Below are 15,452 nucleotides of genomic sequence, written 5' to 3' on the forward strand. Positions count from 1 at the left end.
TCAGAACCCGGGCAGGGAGAGGCCGCCGGTGGCCGGGCCCATCTTCTTCTCGGCCAGCTCCCGCTGCGCCTCGGCCGCATTGTGGATCGCGGCGAGCACCAGGTCCTCCAGCGTCTCGACGTCGTCGGCGTCCACCGCCTTCGGGTCGATCTTCACGGCCTTGAACTCGCCCAGGCCGGTCACCGTCACCGTCACCAGGCCGCCGCCGGCGGTGCCGGTCAGCTCGGCCTCGGCCAGCTCGGCCTGCGCCTGAGCGACCTGCTGCTGCATCTTCTGCGCCTGCTTCATCAGCTGCTGCATGTTCGGCTGTGCACCGGGGCGCATGGCTTTACTCCTCAGGTAGTCGCTCACTCTTGCCGGACAACCGCCATCGATGACCGCGGGGCGTCCGAATCAACCGCCGCCAGCGTAACCGTCGGCCACGCTGTTCCCGGCCAGCCCACCGACACGCCGCGCCCGACACGCCGTCGCACGCGCGGGCCTGAGCGGTGGCCGGTGACGTGACCAGGCACGCCTGGGCCGACCGCCGTCTCACGCGCAAGCCTTAGGTGGTCGGTGGCGTGACCGGACGCGCCGGGACCGACCCGCCGTCTCGGGCGCAAGCCTGAGGTGGTCGGTGGCGTGACCAGACGCGCCGGGACCGGCCCGCCGTCTCGGGCGGGATGCGGTGACCAGATAGGTGTACTGAGTCGCCTCCACCCATGCGGAAGCCGCCGCCCTCGACGAAGGCCGGCGGTCAGCGCGTCAAAGGTCGCCGATCTTCTCCGCACCGAAGGCGTCGCGCAGCAGTTGGAAGGCTTGCTCCTCGCTGCTCTGGCGGGCCGTCTTCTCGTCGATCACCTCGTCCAGCGGCTCGTCGCCCGGATCGAAGCCCTCGTAGCCGGCCCCGGCCGGAGGCGCACCGTCGTACTCGGGGTCGTAGGGCGCCTCGCCGATCGGAGAGCCGTCGGACCAGGCAGCGGCACCGGCCGGGCCACCAGACGCCGGCACCGAACCCCCGGCGGCACGCGCCGGGCTCGAACCGCCGGCGGCACGCGCCGGGGTCGCGTTGCGGGCGTTGGCCGCGGCGGCACGGGCGGCGGCCAGTCCGCTGCCGGCAGCCGCGTTACCGCCACGTGCCGCGGCCGCCCGGGCCGCCTCCATGGCGGGCGAACGGGAGACAGCCGGTGTCGCCGTGCCCGGGCCGGCCGAACCGGTCGGTGACGCGGAGGCCGTGGGCCGGTTGGATGGCGAGCCGCTCCCGGAGGCCTGTTGAACCTCCGGGCCCGCGGAATATGGGTCCGCGGCGCCGGATGGCGATGACACCCGCGGGGAGTACGCCGCCGGGGCAGCCGGTTGCTGCACGCCGGACGGTGGGACAGCCGGCTGGCTGACGCCTGACTGGAAAGCCGGCTGTCCAGCAGCCGACGAGGCATCCGGACGGCCAGCAGCCGACGGGGCAGCCGGATGACCGACGGCCGACGAGGCATCCGGATGACCGACGGCCGACGAGGCAGCCGGATTGCTCGTAGCCGACGAGGCATCCGGATAACTGGCGGCCGACGGAGTGGACGGTTGGCCGGTGGTCGACGGGACAGCCGGCTGGCTGGCGGCGGCCGGAGCGGGCGCGCGGGTGCCCGGCTTGACCGGCTCGGGCCAGTCGTCGTCCGCCGGGGCCTGCGCGGGCTCCGGAGCGGCCGTACCCGGCCGAACCGGTTCGGGCCAGTCGGTGTCGCCGGAGGTCACCGGAGGAGCGGAAGCGGCCTCTCGCCGATCCGGACCCGCTGCGACGGCCCCTCCAACGGATTGATCCGCGAGCTGAGAGTCCTGGATATAGGAGTCAGCGTCCGGCTCCGGGGAGAGCGGTGTGGACGAGGCCGGCCAGTCATCGTCGGAGTCGGCGACGGGGGCTCGCTGCGGACGTGGCGGACGGGACTCCGTCCTCCCGGTGTTCCGTTCCGGGGCCGAGGAGGGCGCGGCACGGCCCGGAGCGCTCGGCGACACATTGCGGCCGGCGGTCTGGTCCCGGACGGGGGCCGGTCCACGAGCAGTGCTCTCACCGACCTCGCAGCGGATCTGCCAGCTCCCGCCGAGCTCGGTGCCGAACTCCGCGATGATGACGTCGGTGTAGGTAAGGAAGCGCTCCGCGTACCTCGGCGACGGGGCGGCGAACACGACCGTGCCGTCCTCGACCGCGCGGATGCCGATGCCGGAGTTCTGCATCAGCTGGATCTTGTCGTGCTTGGGGCCGAAGGCCTGCCAGACGGCACGGACCTGTGACTCGTCCACCCGAGGGCCGGCCGGAGCGGCGGCCTCCTGGGCGACCGGCGGCTCCGGATCCCACGGCGGCTCGTCGTCGTGATGACCGCCGTCGGCGACCTGGTTCCAGTCGGCCTCACCACGAGCCTCGGTCCCGGAGGCAGCCGTCATCGGCGCGGCCTGCACCGGAGGAGCAGCCGGCACCGGGTCGGCTGACGACGCGGAAACCGCCGGCGCGGGGGAAACGGGACGGACGGAACCGCCCGTGGTCCGGCGGCCCGCGGCCAGAGCCGCGGCCCGGGCGGCAGCCTTGCCACCACTGGAAGCGTCGGAAACCGCGGGCAGGGCCGCTCCGGAAGCGCCGGATACCGTCGGCACGGCCGCTCCGGGTGCGGCGAGCTCCATCCCGGCAGCGTCGGAGACCGACACGGTCATCGGGCCGCGCTTCTCCAAGCGCTCCAGGCGCTGCAGCAGGGCCCCGGTCGAATCGTCCGCGCCCGGCAGCAGCATGCGCGCGGTGATCAGCTCCAGGAGCAGGCGCGGAGCGGTGGTCCCGCGCATCTCGACCAGGCCGTTGTGCACGATGTCCGCGCACCGCGAGAGCGTGGCCGCCCCGAGCTGGGACGCCTGGGCATGCATCGCCTCGAGCTGGTCGGCCGGGCCGTCGATCAGGCCCTTGGCGACCGCGTCCGGCACCTGCTGAAGAATGATCAGGTCGCGGAAGCGTTCCAGCAGGTCGGAGGCGTACCGCCGGGAATCATGGCCGGCCTCGGCGACCCGGTCGATGGTCTCGTACGCCGCGGCGCCGTTGCCGGCGGCCAGGGCGTCGCACATCTCGTCGATCAGGGCGACGTCGGTGACGCCGAGCAGGGCGACCGCCCGCGCGTAACTGACACCATCCGGTCCGGCGCCGGCGATGAGCTGGTCGAGCACCGAGAGCGTGTCCCGGGCGCTGCCGCCGCCGGCCCGCACCACCAGCGGGAACACCGCCGGCTCGACGCGGACGCCCTCGGCCTCGGTGAGCTGCTGCAGGTAGGGCCGGAGGGTCGCGGGCGGGATCAGCCGGAACGGGTAGTGATGGGTCCGCGAGCGGATGGTGCCGAGCACCTTGTCCGGCTCGGTGGTGGCGAAGATGAACTTCACATAATCCGGCGGCTCCTCGACGAGCTTGAGCAGCGCGTTGAAGCCCGCCGACGAGACCATGTGCGCCTCGTCGATCACGTAGATCTTGTAACGGCTGCTGGCGGGCGCGAAGAACGCCTTCTCCCGCAGCTCACGGGCGTCGTCGACACCACCGTGGCTGGCCGCGTCGATCTCGATCACGTCGATCGAGCCGGCACCGTCGTTCGCCAGCGACTTGCAGGAGGCGCAGACGCCGCACGGCTCCGGGGTCGGGCCCTGCTCGCAGTTGAGCGACCGGGCCAGGATGCGCGCGCTGGACGTCTTGCCGCAGCCGCGTGGGCCGGAGAAGAGATAGGCGTGGTTCAGCCGACCGCTGCGCAGCGCCTGCGACAGCGGTTCGGTCACGTGCTCCTGACCGATGATCTCGGCGAAAGTCCGCGGCCTGTACTTCCGGTAGAGGGCGAGAGCCACTCCTGCCACCTCCTGAACGACCGCGCCATTGTCCGTCGAGGCTGTGACAAGAACAAACGACATGCCCCGACAGTGCAAGGCGGGAGGAGATATGAAGGACCCCCCGTGCACCCGCCAGAGCCCGCTTATCCTTGCTGCCTTCCGGCCCTGGGGAGGTTCACAGGATGACGCCGCACGAGGGGCTGCCGACAGAGTACCCGGCCGCCGCGCCGATCGCCCGGCACCCCTCCCGTGCGGGAGTCTGACAAGCCGTATGTATCCTGGCGAACGGAGGATTCGCCTAGAGGCCTAGGGCGCACGCTTGGAAAGCGTGTTGGGTTAACACCCTCACGAGTTCGAATCTCGTATCCTCCGCCAGCTCCATCAGCGGAAACATGCAAGGCCGGACCCGGCGGGTCCGGCCTTCTTGCGTTCAGCGTCCCAGTTCTCGTCTCACTCAGGGAACGACTCTCACTCAGGGACACGACGCCCGGCCCGCGTGGGCCACTCCGTCTCGGTCGCCCACCGCGTCGCGGATGGTGAACCTGACGGAGCGAGCTGACCTCCCCGTGACTAGGGATACCACTGCGTGAGGTGCCTGTCGCGTCTCGTATGCTCCGGCACGAAAACAGTGCAGGCGAGGGCCGGCCCCGATCGGGCCGGCTCTCGCCGTTTTCCGTACTGACCGCCGTACCGGCGAATCGGGCGAACCGTCGGCATCGACGGCCGCGACCTCGCCGCGGAGCTGGACCGGGTGCTACAGCTGGCCGGCCGCGATCGCGTCGTCCACCTCGGGGAAGATCGCGAAATAGCGGCTCAGGCCGACGGTCTGCATCAACCGGGTGAGGAACGGGTTCGCCGCGGCGAAGGTGAGCCAGCCGCCGCGGGCGGCGATCACCTCTTTGCTGACGATGAAGGTGCTCAACCCGATCGAGTCGCAGAACTTCAACTCGGTTAGGTCCACCACGATCCTGGGTATTGGACGCTCCAGCAGACCGGTGAAGACGACACGCAACTCCGCGGCGGTGTCCGCGTCGAGCTCGCCCTTGAGGTGCAGCACGGCAACATCCGGCCGATGCTCAGTGATGGTGGCTCGCATGGCAATCGCTTTCTACCAGTTCGATGGAATTTCAGGGTAGATCGCGAAGAATGGCGCACATCGGACTGAAGGTGCGTCGCAGACCGGCTTGACACAGATGCCGAAGGCGCAGACGCAGATGGGCCGAACCCCCCGTCAGGGGTCCGGCCCATCTCGTAAGGCTGGCCGAAAACAGTCAAGCAACGACGGCACAGCCCTGGCTCCTGGCGCTCCTCAGAGCTCGCGCCACCGCCAGCGTGGACCGCGCCACGCGTCGGCCAGGATCATCGCTGACGCCCGGCCGGGACACTGCTGCACCTTCGACTTCCCGTCGGGTCCGCCCAGCTGGGCCTCGACCTCCCAGGTGCTGCCGTCGGTGCGGACGTAGACATCGCGGCGCTGAAGCCGGACGTCGCCATTCCACCAGTGATGCTCAACTCTCACATGTCAAATCTAGGACATGCATCGACAGACCCGCCTTGGGCGTTTCTGTGAAAGTTTCTCGCCGCCCGGTCGGAACCACATTGTCTGATCCGGTGTATTTGAGTTGCGTGACTTGCGCAACACCCTATGTCGCTGGGCCGTCCATGATTGACTACACAACGTAGTTCAAGGCTTTGACGTGCGACGACATCTTCCCGTTACACAACCGCCGCTGATCATGGATAACGACCGAAGGGACTAGGCGGGCGCGGTACGTGCGGGCGATCCGGAATCAGGGCACACAGAGTGACGGATGCGCGGGGAGAAAGCAAGAGAGCCCGATCCATGCGGATCGGGCTCTGTTGGCGGTGGCGGCGGGATTTGAACCCGCGGAGGGCTTGCACCCTCACACGCTTTCGAGGCGTGCTCCTTAGGCCACTCGGACACACCACCGGGAAGTACGTTACCGGACGCTCAGCGGCGCCTGTCGCCGGGTCACCCATAACCCTCCGCCACCCCGCTGAACTGGCAAGATCGGCGGGAGGAACCGAACGAGACGGAGATACGGCATGAGCGTGCACATCGGTGCGAAGCCGGGAGAGATCGCCGAGCGGGTGCTGCTGCCTGGCGACCCGATGCGGGCGAAGTGGATCGCGGAGACGTTCCTGGAGGATGCGGTCTGCTACACCCAGGTCCGCGGGATGCTCGGCTTCACCGGCACCTGGCAGGGACAGCGGGTCTCGGTGCAGGGCTCCGGCATGGGCATGCCGTCGGCCTCCATCTACACCCACGAACTGATCAACGAGTACGGCGTGAAGTCGGTCATCCGGATCGGCTCGTGCGGCGCTCTGGCGATGGACCTGAACCTCGGTGACGTGGTCGCCGCGATCGGCTCGGCGACCGACTCGAACATGAACCGGTCCCGCTTCGACGGCCTGATCGACTACGCCCCGGTGGCCGACTTCGGCCTGCTGCGTTCGGCGGTCGACATCGCCGAGGCGCAGGGTGTGCCGATCCGGGTCGGCCCGATCCTGGCCGCCGACGCGTTCTACACCGACCGGCCCGACCTGTACGACGCGCTGGCCCTCTACGGCGTGCTCGCCGTCGAGATGGAGTCCGCCGCGATCTACACCATCGCGGCCCGGTACGGCGCCAAGGCGCTGACCATCCTGACGGTGAGCGATCACATCAAGCGTGGCGAGGCGATGGAGTCGGCGCAGCGCGAGCAGGGCTTCGGGAACATGGTAAAAATCGGCCTGAACACCATCATCGCCGACGCCTGAACGGCCTTCCCCGACGCCACCCGATACCACCGTGATCGCCGGCCGACGCACTTTGGCCGGTTGTCACGGTGGGGGCTCGGCGGCGCGATGCGGCCTGGAGTGGCGGTGGCCTCGCGCGAGGCCGGCACGGGGCTTGGCCCGCGAGGGCTGGCCACGGGACTCCATCGGTCGTATCGGGGAATGAATTTGATCTTCGGGGTTGCCGGTGGCGGGATCAGCGGAAGAAATCGCGCATCAGTTGGGCGCATTCCTGTTCCAGGACGCCGGCGTACACCTCGGGGCGGTGGTTGAGGCGGGGGTCGCGAACGACGTCCCAGAGTGAGCCGACCGCGCCGGTCTTCGGCTCCCAGGCGCCGAAGACCACTGTCGAGATGCGGGCCAGGACGAGCGCGCCGGCGCACATCGTGCACGGTTCCAGGGTGACGACCAGGGTGCAGCCGTCCAGCCGCCACTCTCCACGGATCGCTGCGGCCCGGCGCAAGGCCAGCACCTCGGCGTGCGCGGTCGGGTCCCCGGTCCGTTCCCGTTCGTTCCGGCCGGCGGACAGTTCAGTGCCGTCCGGACCGAGAATGATCGCCCCAACCGGCACATCCGCCAGAGAACCAACCGCCGGGTCCGCCGGCGAATCAACCGCCGCGTCCGCCAGAAAATCAACCGCCGTGTCCGCCGGCGAACCAAGCGCCGCGTCCGGCAGAGAAGCGACCGTCACGTCCGGTAGCGAGCCGACCGACATGCCCGCGGGAGAAGCGGGAGAAGCGGGAGGCGTGGAGGCGACGGACAGCGCCCGCCGCATCCACAGCTCATGCCGTTCGCGCCGGATCACGCCTCACGCAACTCCTCCATCTCATCGCCGCACCCGATCCTCTGGCAGATCTCGGCCGTGATGTCGGACGGCAGCATGCCCTCCATGCCGCACAGCGCCAGCAGCCGCTGCGAACTCACACCCAGGTCGTTCAGCAGTTCCGCGTCACCGATCGGATCGGCGTCCGGGTCTGCGGCCGGCCGGTCCTCCTCGTCCTCGTCATCCTCACCGGCGGACAGGTCGTCGACCCCGAGCGCCGGGGTCTCCACCTCGCCGAGCAGCACCGACCCGATCCGGGACTCCTCGACGAACGCCGAGTCGGATCCGAAGACTCGCAGGTCCTCGCCCTCGTCCAGGCGAAGGATCGACAGGTACTCATCGTCGCTCTCGACGAACAGCAAGGCCAGCCCGGCGTCCGGCTCGGCATCCCGGAGCGCATCCACCACCTCGTCGATGTCGGCCAGGCCCGAGAGGTCCAGCTCCGTCGCGGTCCACCCGTGCTTGCTCCGGGCGACAGCGGCAGCGAAAATCGACACGATTCCCCCAACGCGGTTCTTATTCCTCAGCGCCTGACGGTAGCTGGTGGGGAGGCGGGCGCGACGCGCCACGCCCTTTCTTGCGAACTCGAAAGCAGGAAGGCTCAGCCCGAGGTACGTCGACGCGCGGCGATCAGCTCGCGTAGTCGCAGGCCGCGCACCCGTTGCGGGGGTGTCGACTCGCGCACCGATTTCGCGTGGGCCAGAGCCGCCAGCAGTTCCAACCGGCGACGGCAGCGTTCCGCGTCGAGACGCTGCGGTGAGGGTGCCATGCAGCCGAGAGTGCCGAGCGGACCGGCGTTCGTCAAGGGTCGATCAACTCCCGGCGCGGACCCGTGCGGAGGGCGATCAAGACCCTCCGGAGCGTTGCCGCGCGCCCGGGTCAAACCCGGACAATCACCACAGCGGAAAGTTGGCGGTGTCGATCCATCGGACGGCCACCAGACCCAGAGCGAGGGAGAGGCCGAGCCCGCTCGCGCAAGCCACCCCGAGGGCCACGCCACGGTCGCCGACCAGGGTCAGCACCACGGCGACCAGCCAAGCGGTCACCGCCGCCAGGATCGTCCACCACGCATAGGACACCAGGTCGCCGCCGAGGCTGCCGAAGAGGACCAGCCAGAGGGTGCTCGCGGCGAGGCCACTGATCACGGTGCCGGCGGTGATCGAATGCGGCTCGCGGTAGACCGGACGGGGTGGCAGGCCCGCGTAGAGGCCCGGCGGCTGGAGCGGCGCCTGCGGCACCGGGGGCGGCCCGGGATGCATCTCGTCTCTCCCTCCGCGGTCGTCGGTCTCGTGTCCCGATGCAGCCTATCCGGCACCGGCGGGGATCGGGTCCGGGCGAATCGCCGCCGAGGCCCGGACAGCGCCCCGTGTTCACCGCGAATTCAGTTCCCGGCCAAGACCGCCGAGCGGAGGACCCGCCTCGGCAACGCCTAGAGTCAGCGACGTGCGGATTGCGGTCATCGGGCTGGGACTGATCGGCGGCTCGCTGCTGCGGGCCCTCACGGCGGCGGGCCATGAGGTCACCGGGTTCGACGCCGACCCCGCGACCCGGGACCTGGCCCGGGCGGCGGGATGTCGCGTTCTCGACTCGACCGCGGCGGCCGTGGCCGGGACCGAGGTGACGGTGCTGGCCGTGCCGTTGCCGGTGCTGCCACGGATCTTCGAGGACCTCGCGGGGTACGACGGCGTGCTGACCGATGTGACCTCGGTGAAGGGCCCGGTCCAGGACCTCGCCGAGAAGTACGGGGTGCGGCGCTTCGTCGGCGGGCATCCGATGGCCGGCACCGAGGCGTCCGGGTTCGCGGCCGCCGACCCGAAGCTGTTCGGCGGCTGCATCTGGGTGCTCTGCCTGGAGCCGCACGGCACCGGCCTCGACGACTGGCTGACGCTGGCCCGGCTCTACACCGCGCTGGGCACCCGGGTGCTGCCGATCACCGCGGTGGAGCACGACAACGCGGTCGCTTCGATCAGTCACGTCCCGCATCTGCTCGCCGCCACGCTGGCGACGAAGCTGCTGGAGAGCCCGCTGAACAAGGCGCTGGCCGCCGGTTCGTTCCGGGACGGCAGCCGGGTCGCGGCGACCCGGCCCGAGCTCACCGCGGCCATGTGCGGCGGGAACGCGAACGAGGTGATCCGCGAGCTCACCCACGTGATCGATGATCTCGTGCGGCTGCGGGAGCGGCTCGAGCTCAGCGATCCGGTGCACGCGCAGCTCGACTACCTGCGCCGGGCGAGCGAGTTGCGGCGGGCCTGGCCCCCGGTCCCGGGTGCGGCGGGCCGGCTGACCGCGGACGTTCAGGCGCTGCTGGCGCTGGGCCGATCCGGCGGATGGGTGACTTCGGTCGACGGCCACGAGGTCGCGACAATCCGGCCGGAAACTGACCGCTATAGCTCCTAGCGTGGTTCTCGACGGAGAAACCACGACGAACAGGAGTCACCATGCCCGGCCAGGTCGGACCCATCGGCAACGAGCAGGAGGGCCTGCTCGCCTACCTCGCCCAGATGCGTTACGTCCTCAAGCTGACCGCGCACGGCCTCACCCCGGAGCAACTGCGGGCCGCCCCGAGCGCCAGCCCGCTCAGCGTCGGTGGGCTGATCAAACATTGCGCGTCGACCGAGGAGGGCTGGCTGGCGACCGTGCGCGGCGCTGACCAGAAGCCCGACTTCGCGGCCTACCAGGAGAACTTCAAGCTCGTCGACGGCGAGACGATCGAAGAACTCTTCGCGCGGTACGACCGGATCGCCGCGGAGACCGAGAAGACCATCACTGAGCTCGGCGACCTGGACTTCCGCATCCCGGTCGACCGGTCGGTGCCGTGGAACCGGCCGGATCTCGACCATTTCACGCCGCGCTGGATCCTGCTGCACCTGATCCAGGAGACCGCCCGGCACACCGGGCACGCCGACATCGTCCGGGAGAGCATCGACGGCGCGACCGCGTTCCCGCTGCTGGCGGCCGCCGAGGGTTGGCCCGAGACGCCGTGGCTCAAGCCGTGGACGAAGGCGTAGCTAGGGCTTCTCGCCCCGGTCGATCCGGATCACCCGGCGGTCGGTGACGATCGCGGTGACCAGATCGTGCGGGGTCACGTCGAACGCCGGGTTGACCGCGTCGCTCCACGCGGTCACCTCGGCCGCCCCACGGTCCTCGATCTCGACGTGTGCGCCGGTCGGGGTCGCGAGGTCGACCGTGGACTCCGGGGCCACCACGATGAACGGGATGCCGGCGCGGCGGGCACCGAGCGCGTGCGAATAGGTGCCGATCTTGTTGATCACGTCGCCGTCGGCACAGATCCGGTCGGCGCCCAGGATCACCGCGTCCACCTCGCCGCGGGCCATCAGGAACGGCCCGGCCGAGTCCACCGCCACCCGGTGCTCGACGCCCCAGCGGGACAGCTCCCACGACGTCAGCCGGGCACCCTGCAGCAGCGGCCGGGTCTCGCTGGCGATCACCCCGGCCAGCCCGCCCCGCCGGTGCAGTTCGCCGACCACGCCGAGCGCGGTCCCGACGGTCACCGTGCACAGCCCGCCGGTGTTGCAGTGGGTCAGCAGCCGTGGCCGGTCACCACACAGCTCGACGACCAGATCCGCACCGCGGGACGCCATCGACTCGGAGGCGGCGATCTCCTCGTCCCGAATCGCGCAGGCCCCGGCGAGCACGGCATCCGGGCCCAGGGGCAGCAGGGCCGCGGCGCGTTGCGCGCCGCGGGCCAGGTTCACCGCCGTCGGCCGCGCGGTTTCGATCCGGCGTACGGCGTTGTCCAGCGCCCCGGGATCGTCCGCGTGCACCCGGGCCGCCAGCGCGACGCCGAACGCCCCGGCCACACCGAGGGCCGGGGCGCCGCGCACGGCCAGCGACTGGATCGCCGCGATCAGCTCCCCGACCGTGTGCAGCCGGAGCACCCGCAGCTCACCGGGGAGCACCGTCTGATCGATGATCTCGACGGCCCCGTCCACCCAGTCGATCGTTCGCATCAGCGAAGCCTAGCCATCGCCCTTCTCCCGGAGGTTGCCGAGGATCTCGCGGATCAGGTCGTCACTCTTGCCGACCTTGTCCGAGGTCCAGCGCTCCTGGAAGGTGACCGTCCGGCCGTCGTGCAGCAGCAGCGTCGCGTTGACCGGGACCTCCCGGTCGATCCGGACCGTCGCGACGTCCTCGAACGCGACGTAGCGGTACCGCGCGGTCAGCTCGGCCGGCGGGTTGTGGGCCAGCAGCGCCATGACCCGCTTCTCGCCGTCGTCGGTCGACTTCGGGGCCGGCGTGAAGACGAAGCCCTTGCTGAGCACGATCAGGTCGGCGTGCTCGCCGCCGTCCAGCTTGACGTTCGGCATCGCGCCGAGCACCTCGGCGCCCTGCCCGGTGGCCTTGCTCTGGACCACGCGCGCGGCCTCCACCGCGATCCCCCGCTCGGCCAGGCGTGCCCGGGCCTCACCCAGGGTCTCCGGCACCACGGCGAGCTTGGCGATCTCACTGAGGTCGGCGACCTCCCCGGTCATGTCGACCAGACGGGCCGGCCCAGACCAGGAGTGCTGCCAGCGGACCGTGCCGGAGCGCACCGCGGCGAGCCCGAACAGGATCTCCATCAGGTCGGCGAACTCGGTGGCCGCCTCCTTGCGGGTGGACTGCGGGAAGAACTCGGCGGCCAGTTCGCCGAGCTTGCCCGCCTCGACCAGGCCGAGCACCTCGGCCAGGCCGGCCTCCGGGACACCGGCGTGCCGGGCCGCGCTGCGGAACACCCGGTCGGCCCGGTTCTGCATGATCATCGCCATCGAGGCGGCGGTGAAGTCGTCCCAGGGCAGGACCGTGCGGTTGCCGAAGTTGACGACCTCCTGCTGCAGCGCCAGCCCGGCCGACTCGGCCGCCGGCAGCAGCACGATGGCCGGCCGCCCGTCCACGGTGTGCGAGGTACGCGGCGCGGCGCGCATCGCCTCGATCCGCTCGGCGATCGCCGGGTGGCTGTCCCAGCGCGACGTCTCGTCGGACGGCTCCTCCTCGCGCATCCGGGCCAGCTCGTCGGTCCGGGCCCGGTAGAGCTCGGCGAAACCGCCGAAGACGTCGTCCGGCGCGTATCCGATCTCCCAGCCGGACGAGATGTACCGCTCGAAGTAGAAGTCCCAGGCCGTACCGACGACCGGAATCTCGCGCAGCGCCGAGGTCGCCGCGTCGACACCGGCCACCCGCACCGAGGCGAGGTCCGCCTCCAGCTCCTGCCGGCGCGCGACCGCGCTGCTCACCAGGCGGTACAGCCAGCCGTACGCCTTGAAGGCCCAGCCGAACACGTTCCAGTTGCTGACGCCGTCGAGCGTCTCGTGCATCGCCATCCGGCCCCGGTACGCGACGGCGGACAGCCGGGTGTGCGAGCCGGAGTAGTGGCCCAGCTCGTGGGCGAGCACCGAGCGGAGCTGGTCGACGCTGAACGTCTGCAGCAGCGGCATGCCGATGTAGAGCCGCCGGGTGCCGCCGATCAGGCCGAGCAGCTTGGTCTCCTCGTCGACCGCGGCGTTCACCTCGGGAACGAGACGGATCTCGTCGGGTGCCCGGGTGCCGACCTCGGCGGCCAGGGCGTGGACCTGCTGCCAGAGCTCGGGCGTCTGCGCGGGCGTGACGACCAGGCCGTGCGGGTGGCTGGGCTTGGCCCGGATCGCCCGCCACAGACCGGCCATGACCGCGCCGACCGCGGCGATCAGCAGGTAGCTCAGCTTGGCCGCGCCCGCGCCGTGCGCGTGCAGCCAGATCTCGACGACCAGCCAGCCCACCAGGGCAACCTGGGCCAGCCCGAGCAGATAGAAGCCAACCAGCATGACCACCGAGACGGCGGCGCGCATCGCTGTGGGCATTGACTGTTCCCCCCGTGTAGGCCGTTCATCCCGTCGAACGGCGCAGGGACCATACCGATGCGAATCTTTACTGGGCAAGCCCGATACGATCTCCGGCCATACATCGAGGGAGTTGACTCTTATGTGGCCATTCGCGGCGAAGATCGACCCGACCCTGGGCGACCCACGCGCCCGGGCTCTGCTCACCGCTCTGCGGACCGCCGACCGGGCGACGGTCCGGGAGATCTTCACAGCCACCACCGACCCGGACGAACGGGCGTTCCTGATGGTGGCGGCCGACGACGTCCCCGGCGTGCAGGACTGGATCGGCCAGTGGATCGCCGACGAGCCGGAGTCGACGCTGCCGGTGCTGATCCGGGGCTGCCACGCGGTGGCCTGGGCCTGGGAGGCGCGCGGTTCCCGCCGGGCCAACGTGACCAGCAAGAGCAGTTTCCAGGAGTTCTTCCGGCGGCTGCGGATCGCCGAGAACTGCCTGGACGAGGTGATCGAGCGGGACCCGGACGAGGTGCTGGCCTGGACCTGGCTGACCACGTCGGCGCGGGGCCGGCAGATCCCCGCGGAGCAGGCCGCGGCCCGGTTCCGCGAGGTGACGAAGCGGGCGCCGTTCCTGCTGCACGCGCACGAGCAGCGCCTGCAGTACCTGTGCCGCAAGTGGTTCGGCAGCCACCAGGAGATGTTCGCGTTCGCCCGGGAGGCGACCGCGAGCGCGCCGGCCGGGCACCCGCTGCCGGGCGTGCTGGCCAGCGCACACATCGAGTACTGGCTGGACCTGCCGGCCGGCCAGGACGACACCTACATGACCACACCGGCGGTACGGGCCGATCTGATCGCGGCCGCCGAGAAGTCGGTGCTGCATCCGGACTTCGTCAAGGTGGCCGGCTGGGCGACGCGGGCCAACACCCTGGCGATGGCGCTGCACATGGGCCAGGAGTTCGCACACGCGGCCCGGGTCTTCGACGTGATCGGCGACAACGTCACCGAGTGGCCGTGGTTCTACCGCACGCTGTTCGGCGGCCCGGCCCGCAAGTTCGCCCAGGCTCGCCGTGACGCGTACCGCGCGCGGGGTTGATCCGGCCTAGTCTGGGGCGTATGGCATCCCGTGACCCGGTCGCCGACCTGCGGCGCATCGCGTTCCTGCTGGAGCGGGCGAACGAGGCGACGTACCGGGTCAAGGCGTTCCGGTCGGCGGCCGCGACGGTGGCCGGGACCCCGCGTGACGAGCTGGTCGAGCGGGCCACGGCCGGCACGCTGGCGAAGCTGGCCGGGGTCGGCGAGGTGACCGCCCGCTGCGTAACCGAGTCGCTGGCCGGCGAGGAGCCGGTCTACCTGCGCCGGCTCCTCAGCACCGAGGGCGCGGATCTGCCGGCCGCGGCGGCCGCGCTGCGGGAGGCGCTGCGCGGCGACTGTCACGTGCACTCGGACTGGTCGGACGGCGGGTCGCCGATCGAGGAGATGGCGCTGGCCGCGGCCGAGGTGGGCCACGAGTGGTTCGTGCTCACCGACCACTCGCCGCGGCTGACCGTCGCCCACGGCCTGACCGCCGACCGGCTGCGCCGCCAGCTCGACCACGTGGCTCGACTGAACGAGCAGCTGCCCGACGGCTTCCGGATCCTCACCGGCATCGAGGTGGACATCCTGGAGGACGGCTCCCTGGACCAGGAGGACGAGCTGCTGGCCCGGCTGGACGTGGTGGTCGGCTCGGTGCACAGCAAACTGCGTGACGACTCGACGAAGATGACCCGGCGGATGCTGGCCGCGATCGCCAACCCGCACCTGGACATCCTCGGCCACATGACCGGGCGCAAGGTCGCCGCGGCCGGGGCCGGCGACGCCGCGCACCGGACCGCCCGGACCCGCCCGCCCAGCACGTTCGACCTGGAGAAAGTGCTGGCCGCGTGCGTCGAGCACGACAAGGCCGTGGAGATCAACTCCCGGCCGGACCGGCTCGACCCGCCGAAGCGGATGCTGACCGTCGCGGTCGAGGCCGGCTGCCGGTTCAGCATCGACACCGACGCACACGCGCCCGGGCAGCTGGACTGGCTGGGTAACGGGTGCGAGCGGGCGGCGCTGTGCGGGGTGCCGGTCGATCGGGTGGTGAACACCTGGACGGCTGATCGCCTGCGGGAGTGGACGGCGTCGCACGACTGAAATCGAACGGCTCATCGGGCACGTCATCCCATAGG

General features: G+C 70.7%; 15 protein-coding genes, 2 tRNA genes and 1 other RNA gene. 6 read left to right on the forward strand and 12 right to left on the reverse strand.

Annotated elements, in window-relative coordinates; translation table 11 throughout:
• The 3 genes from CHC09_RS21845 to ffs all read right to left on the reverse strand — a co-directional run bounded on the left by CHC09_RS21845 (position 1) and on the right by ffs (position 4,018).
• A complete protein-coding gene (locus CHC09_RS21845; RefSeq protein WP_179277235.1) occupies positions 1–339 on the reverse strand; it encodes a YbaB/EbfC family nucleoid-associated protein in 339 nt (112 codons plus the stop codon).
• 405 nt (positions 340–744) lie between these two features.
• A complete protein-coding gene (locus CHC09_RS21850; RefSeq protein ID WP_089295035.1) occupies positions 745–3,831 on the reverse strand; it encodes a DNA polymerase III subunit gamma and tau in 3,087 nt (1,028 codons plus the stop codon).
• 91 nt (positions 3,832–3,922) lie between these two features.
• Positions 3,923–4,018, reverse strand: an RNA gene (ffs, locus tag CHC09_RS21855) — signal recognition particle sRNA small type.
• Between the two features lie 82 nt (positions 4,019–4,100).
• Between ffs and CHC09_RS21860 the strand changes: the two genes are divergently transcribed.
• Positions 4,101–4,188 (forward strand) — tRNA-Ser (locus tag CHC09_RS21860).
• A gap of 379 nt (positions 4,189–4,567) precedes the next feature.
• Here the strand turns inward: CHC09_RS21860 and CHC09_RS21865 are convergent.
• The 3 genes from CHC09_RS21865 to CHC09_RS21875 all read right to left on the reverse strand — a co-directional run bounded on the left by CHC09_RS21865 (position 4,568) and on the right by CHC09_RS21875 (position 5,764).
• Complete coding sequence (locus CHC09_RS21865) at positions 4,568–4,909, reverse strand: STAS domain-containing protein (protein ID WP_089295036.1); 342 nt, start codon at positions 4,907–4,909, stop codon at positions 4,568–4,570.
• A 213-nt stretch (positions 4,910–5,122) separates the two neighbouring features.
• Positions 5,123–5,332 (reverse strand): hypothetical protein, encoded by a 210-nt coding sequence (locus CHC09_RS21870; protein ID WP_089295037.1) that lies wholly within the window; start codon positions 5,330–5,332, stop codon positions 5,123–5,125.
• 342 nt (positions 5,333–5,674) lie between these two features.
• Positions 5,675–5,764 (reverse strand) — tRNA-Ser (locus CHC09_RS21875).
• A 116-nt stretch (positions 5,765–5,880) separates the two neighbouring features.
• Here CHC09_RS21875 and deoD point away from each other — a divergent pair.
• Positions 5,881–6,594: a purine-nucleoside phosphorylase gene (gene deoD / locus CHC09_RS21880; protein WP_089295038.1), complete on the forward strand. Its 714-nt coding sequence runs from the start codon at positions 5,881–5,883 to the stop codon at positions 6,592–6,594.
• 214 nt (positions 6,595–6,808) lie between these two features.
• Here the strand turns inward: deoD and CHC09_RS21885 are convergent, their stop codons facing one another.
• The 4 genes from CHC09_RS21885 to CHC09_RS21900 all read right to left on the reverse strand — a co-directional run bounded on the left by CHC09_RS21885 (position 6,809) and on the right by CHC09_RS21900 (position 8,694).
• Entirely contained in the window at positions 6,809–7,387 is a 579-nt protein-coding gene (locus tag CHC09_RS21885) for a nucleoside deaminase (protein ID WP_239138414.1), read from the reverse strand.
• Positions 7,388–7,413: 26 nt separating this feature from the next.
• On the reverse strand, positions 7,414–7,932 hold the full coding sequence (locus tag CHC09_RS21890; protein WP_089295039.1) for a tRNA adenosine deaminase-associated protein: 519 nt from the start codon (positions 7,930–7,932) through the stop codon (positions 7,414–7,416).
• Positions 7,933–8,036: 104 nt separating this feature from the next.
• A complete protein-coding gene (locus CHC09_RS46420; RefSeq protein ID WP_179277217.1) occupies positions 8,037–8,204 on the reverse strand; it encodes a hypothetical protein in 168 nt (55 codons plus the stop codon).
• 124 nt (positions 8,205–8,328) lie between these two features.
• Positions 8,329–8,694, reverse strand: coding sequence for a hypothetical protein (locus CHC09_RS21900; RefSeq protein ID WP_089295041.1), 366 nt, complete (start codon positions 8,692–8,694; stop codon positions 8,329–8,331).
• A gap of 184 nt (positions 8,695–8,878) precedes the next feature.
• Between CHC09_RS21900 and CHC09_RS21905 the strand changes: the two genes are divergently transcribed.
• Entirely contained in the window at positions 8,879–9,832 is a 954-nt protein-coding gene (locus tag CHC09_RS21905) for a prephenate dehydrogenase (RefSeq protein WP_089295042.1), read from the forward strand.
• A gap of 41 nt (positions 9,833–9,873) precedes the next feature.
• On the forward strand, positions 9,874–10,443 hold the full coding sequence (locus CHC09_RS21910; RefSeq protein ID WP_089295043.1) for a DinB family protein: 570 nt from the start codon (positions 9,874–9,876) through the stop codon (positions 10,441–10,443).
• On the opposite strand, the gene mtnA is transcribed toward CHC09_RS21910, so the two are convergent.
• Together mtnA and CHC09_RS21920 are read right to left on the reverse strand one after the other, a co-directional pair.
• Positions 10,444–11,406: an S-methyl-5-thioribose-1-phosphate isomerase gene (gene mtnA, locus CHC09_RS21915; RefSeq protein WP_089295044.1), complete on the reverse strand. Its 963-nt coding sequence runs from the start codon at positions 11,404–11,406 to the stop codon at positions 10,444–10,446.
• A gap of 9 nt (positions 11,407–11,415) precedes the next feature.
• Positions 11,416–13,269, reverse strand: a complete 1,854-nt coding sequence (locus tag CHC09_RS21920; protein ID WP_089295045.1) for a M48 family metallopeptidase — start codon at positions 13,267–13,269, stop codon at positions 11,416–11,418.
• 121 nt (positions 13,270–13,390) lie between these two features.
• On the opposite strand from CHC09_RS21920, the gene CHC09_RS21925 reads away from it, so the two are divergent.
• Both CHC09_RS21925 and CHC09_RS21930 read left to right on the forward strand, forming a co-directional pair.
• Positions 13,391–14,338 (forward strand): hypothetical protein, encoded by a 948-nt coding sequence (locus tag CHC09_RS21925; protein WP_089295046.1) that lies wholly within the window; start codon positions 13,391–13,393, stop codon positions 14,336–14,338.
• Positions 14,339–14,358: 20 nt separating this feature from the next.
• On the forward strand, positions 14,359–15,417 hold the full coding sequence (locus CHC09_RS21930; RefSeq protein ID WP_089295047.1) for a PHP domain-containing protein: 1,059 nt from the start codon (positions 14,359–14,361) through the stop codon (positions 15,415–15,417).
• Positions 15,418–15,452: the final 35 nt, after the last annotated feature.

The sequence above is a fragment of the Actinoplanes regularis genome, from assembly GCF_900188005.1.
GTDB lineage: Bacteria > Actinomycetota > Actinomycetes > Mycobacteriales > Micromonosporaceae > Actinoplanes > Actinoplanes regularis.

Bases quoted from the DNA above. Each gene is read 5' to 3' on its own strand.
- CHC09_RS21865 (WP_089295036.1), bottom strand. From the start codon at position 4,909: ATGCGAGCCACCATCACTGAGCATCGGCCGGATGTTGCCGTGCTGCAC.
- deoD (WP_089295038.1), top strand. From the start codon at position 5,881: ATGAGCGTGCACATCGGTGCGAAGCCGGGAGAGATCGCCGAGCGGGTG.
- CHC09_RS21885 (WP_239138414.1), bottom strand. From the start codon at position 7,387: ATGCGGCGGGCGCTGTCCGTCGCCTCCACGCCTCCCGCTTCTCCCGCT.
- CHC09_RS46420 (WP_179277217.1), bottom strand. From the start codon at position 8,204: ATGGCACCCTCACCGCAGCGTCTCGACGCGGAACGCTGCCGTCGCCGG.
- CHC09_RS21900 (WP_089295041.1), bottom strand. From the start codon at position 8,694: ATGCATCCCGGGCCGCCCCCGGTGCCGCAGGCGCCGCTCCAGCCGCCG.
- CHC09_RS21910 (WP_089295043.1), top strand. From the start codon at position 9,874: ATGCCCGGCCAGGTCGGACCCATCGGCAACGAGCAGGAGGGCCTGCTC.
- mtnA (WP_089295044.1), bottom strand. From the start codon at position 11,406: ATGCGAACGATCGACTGGGTGGACGGGGCCGTCGAGATCATCGATCAG.
- CHC09_RS21920 (WP_089295045.1), bottom strand. From the start codon at position 13,269: ATGCCCACAGCGATGCGCGCCGCCGTCTCGGTGGTCATGCTGGTTGGC.
- CHC09_RS21925 (WP_089295046.1), top strand. From the start codon at position 13,391: ATGTGGCCATTCGCGGCGAAGATCGACCCGACCCTGGGCGACCCACGC.
- CHC09_RS21930 (WP_089295047.1), top strand. From the start codon at position 14,359: ATGGCATCCCGTGACCCGGTCGCCGACCTGCGGCGCATCGCGTTCCTG.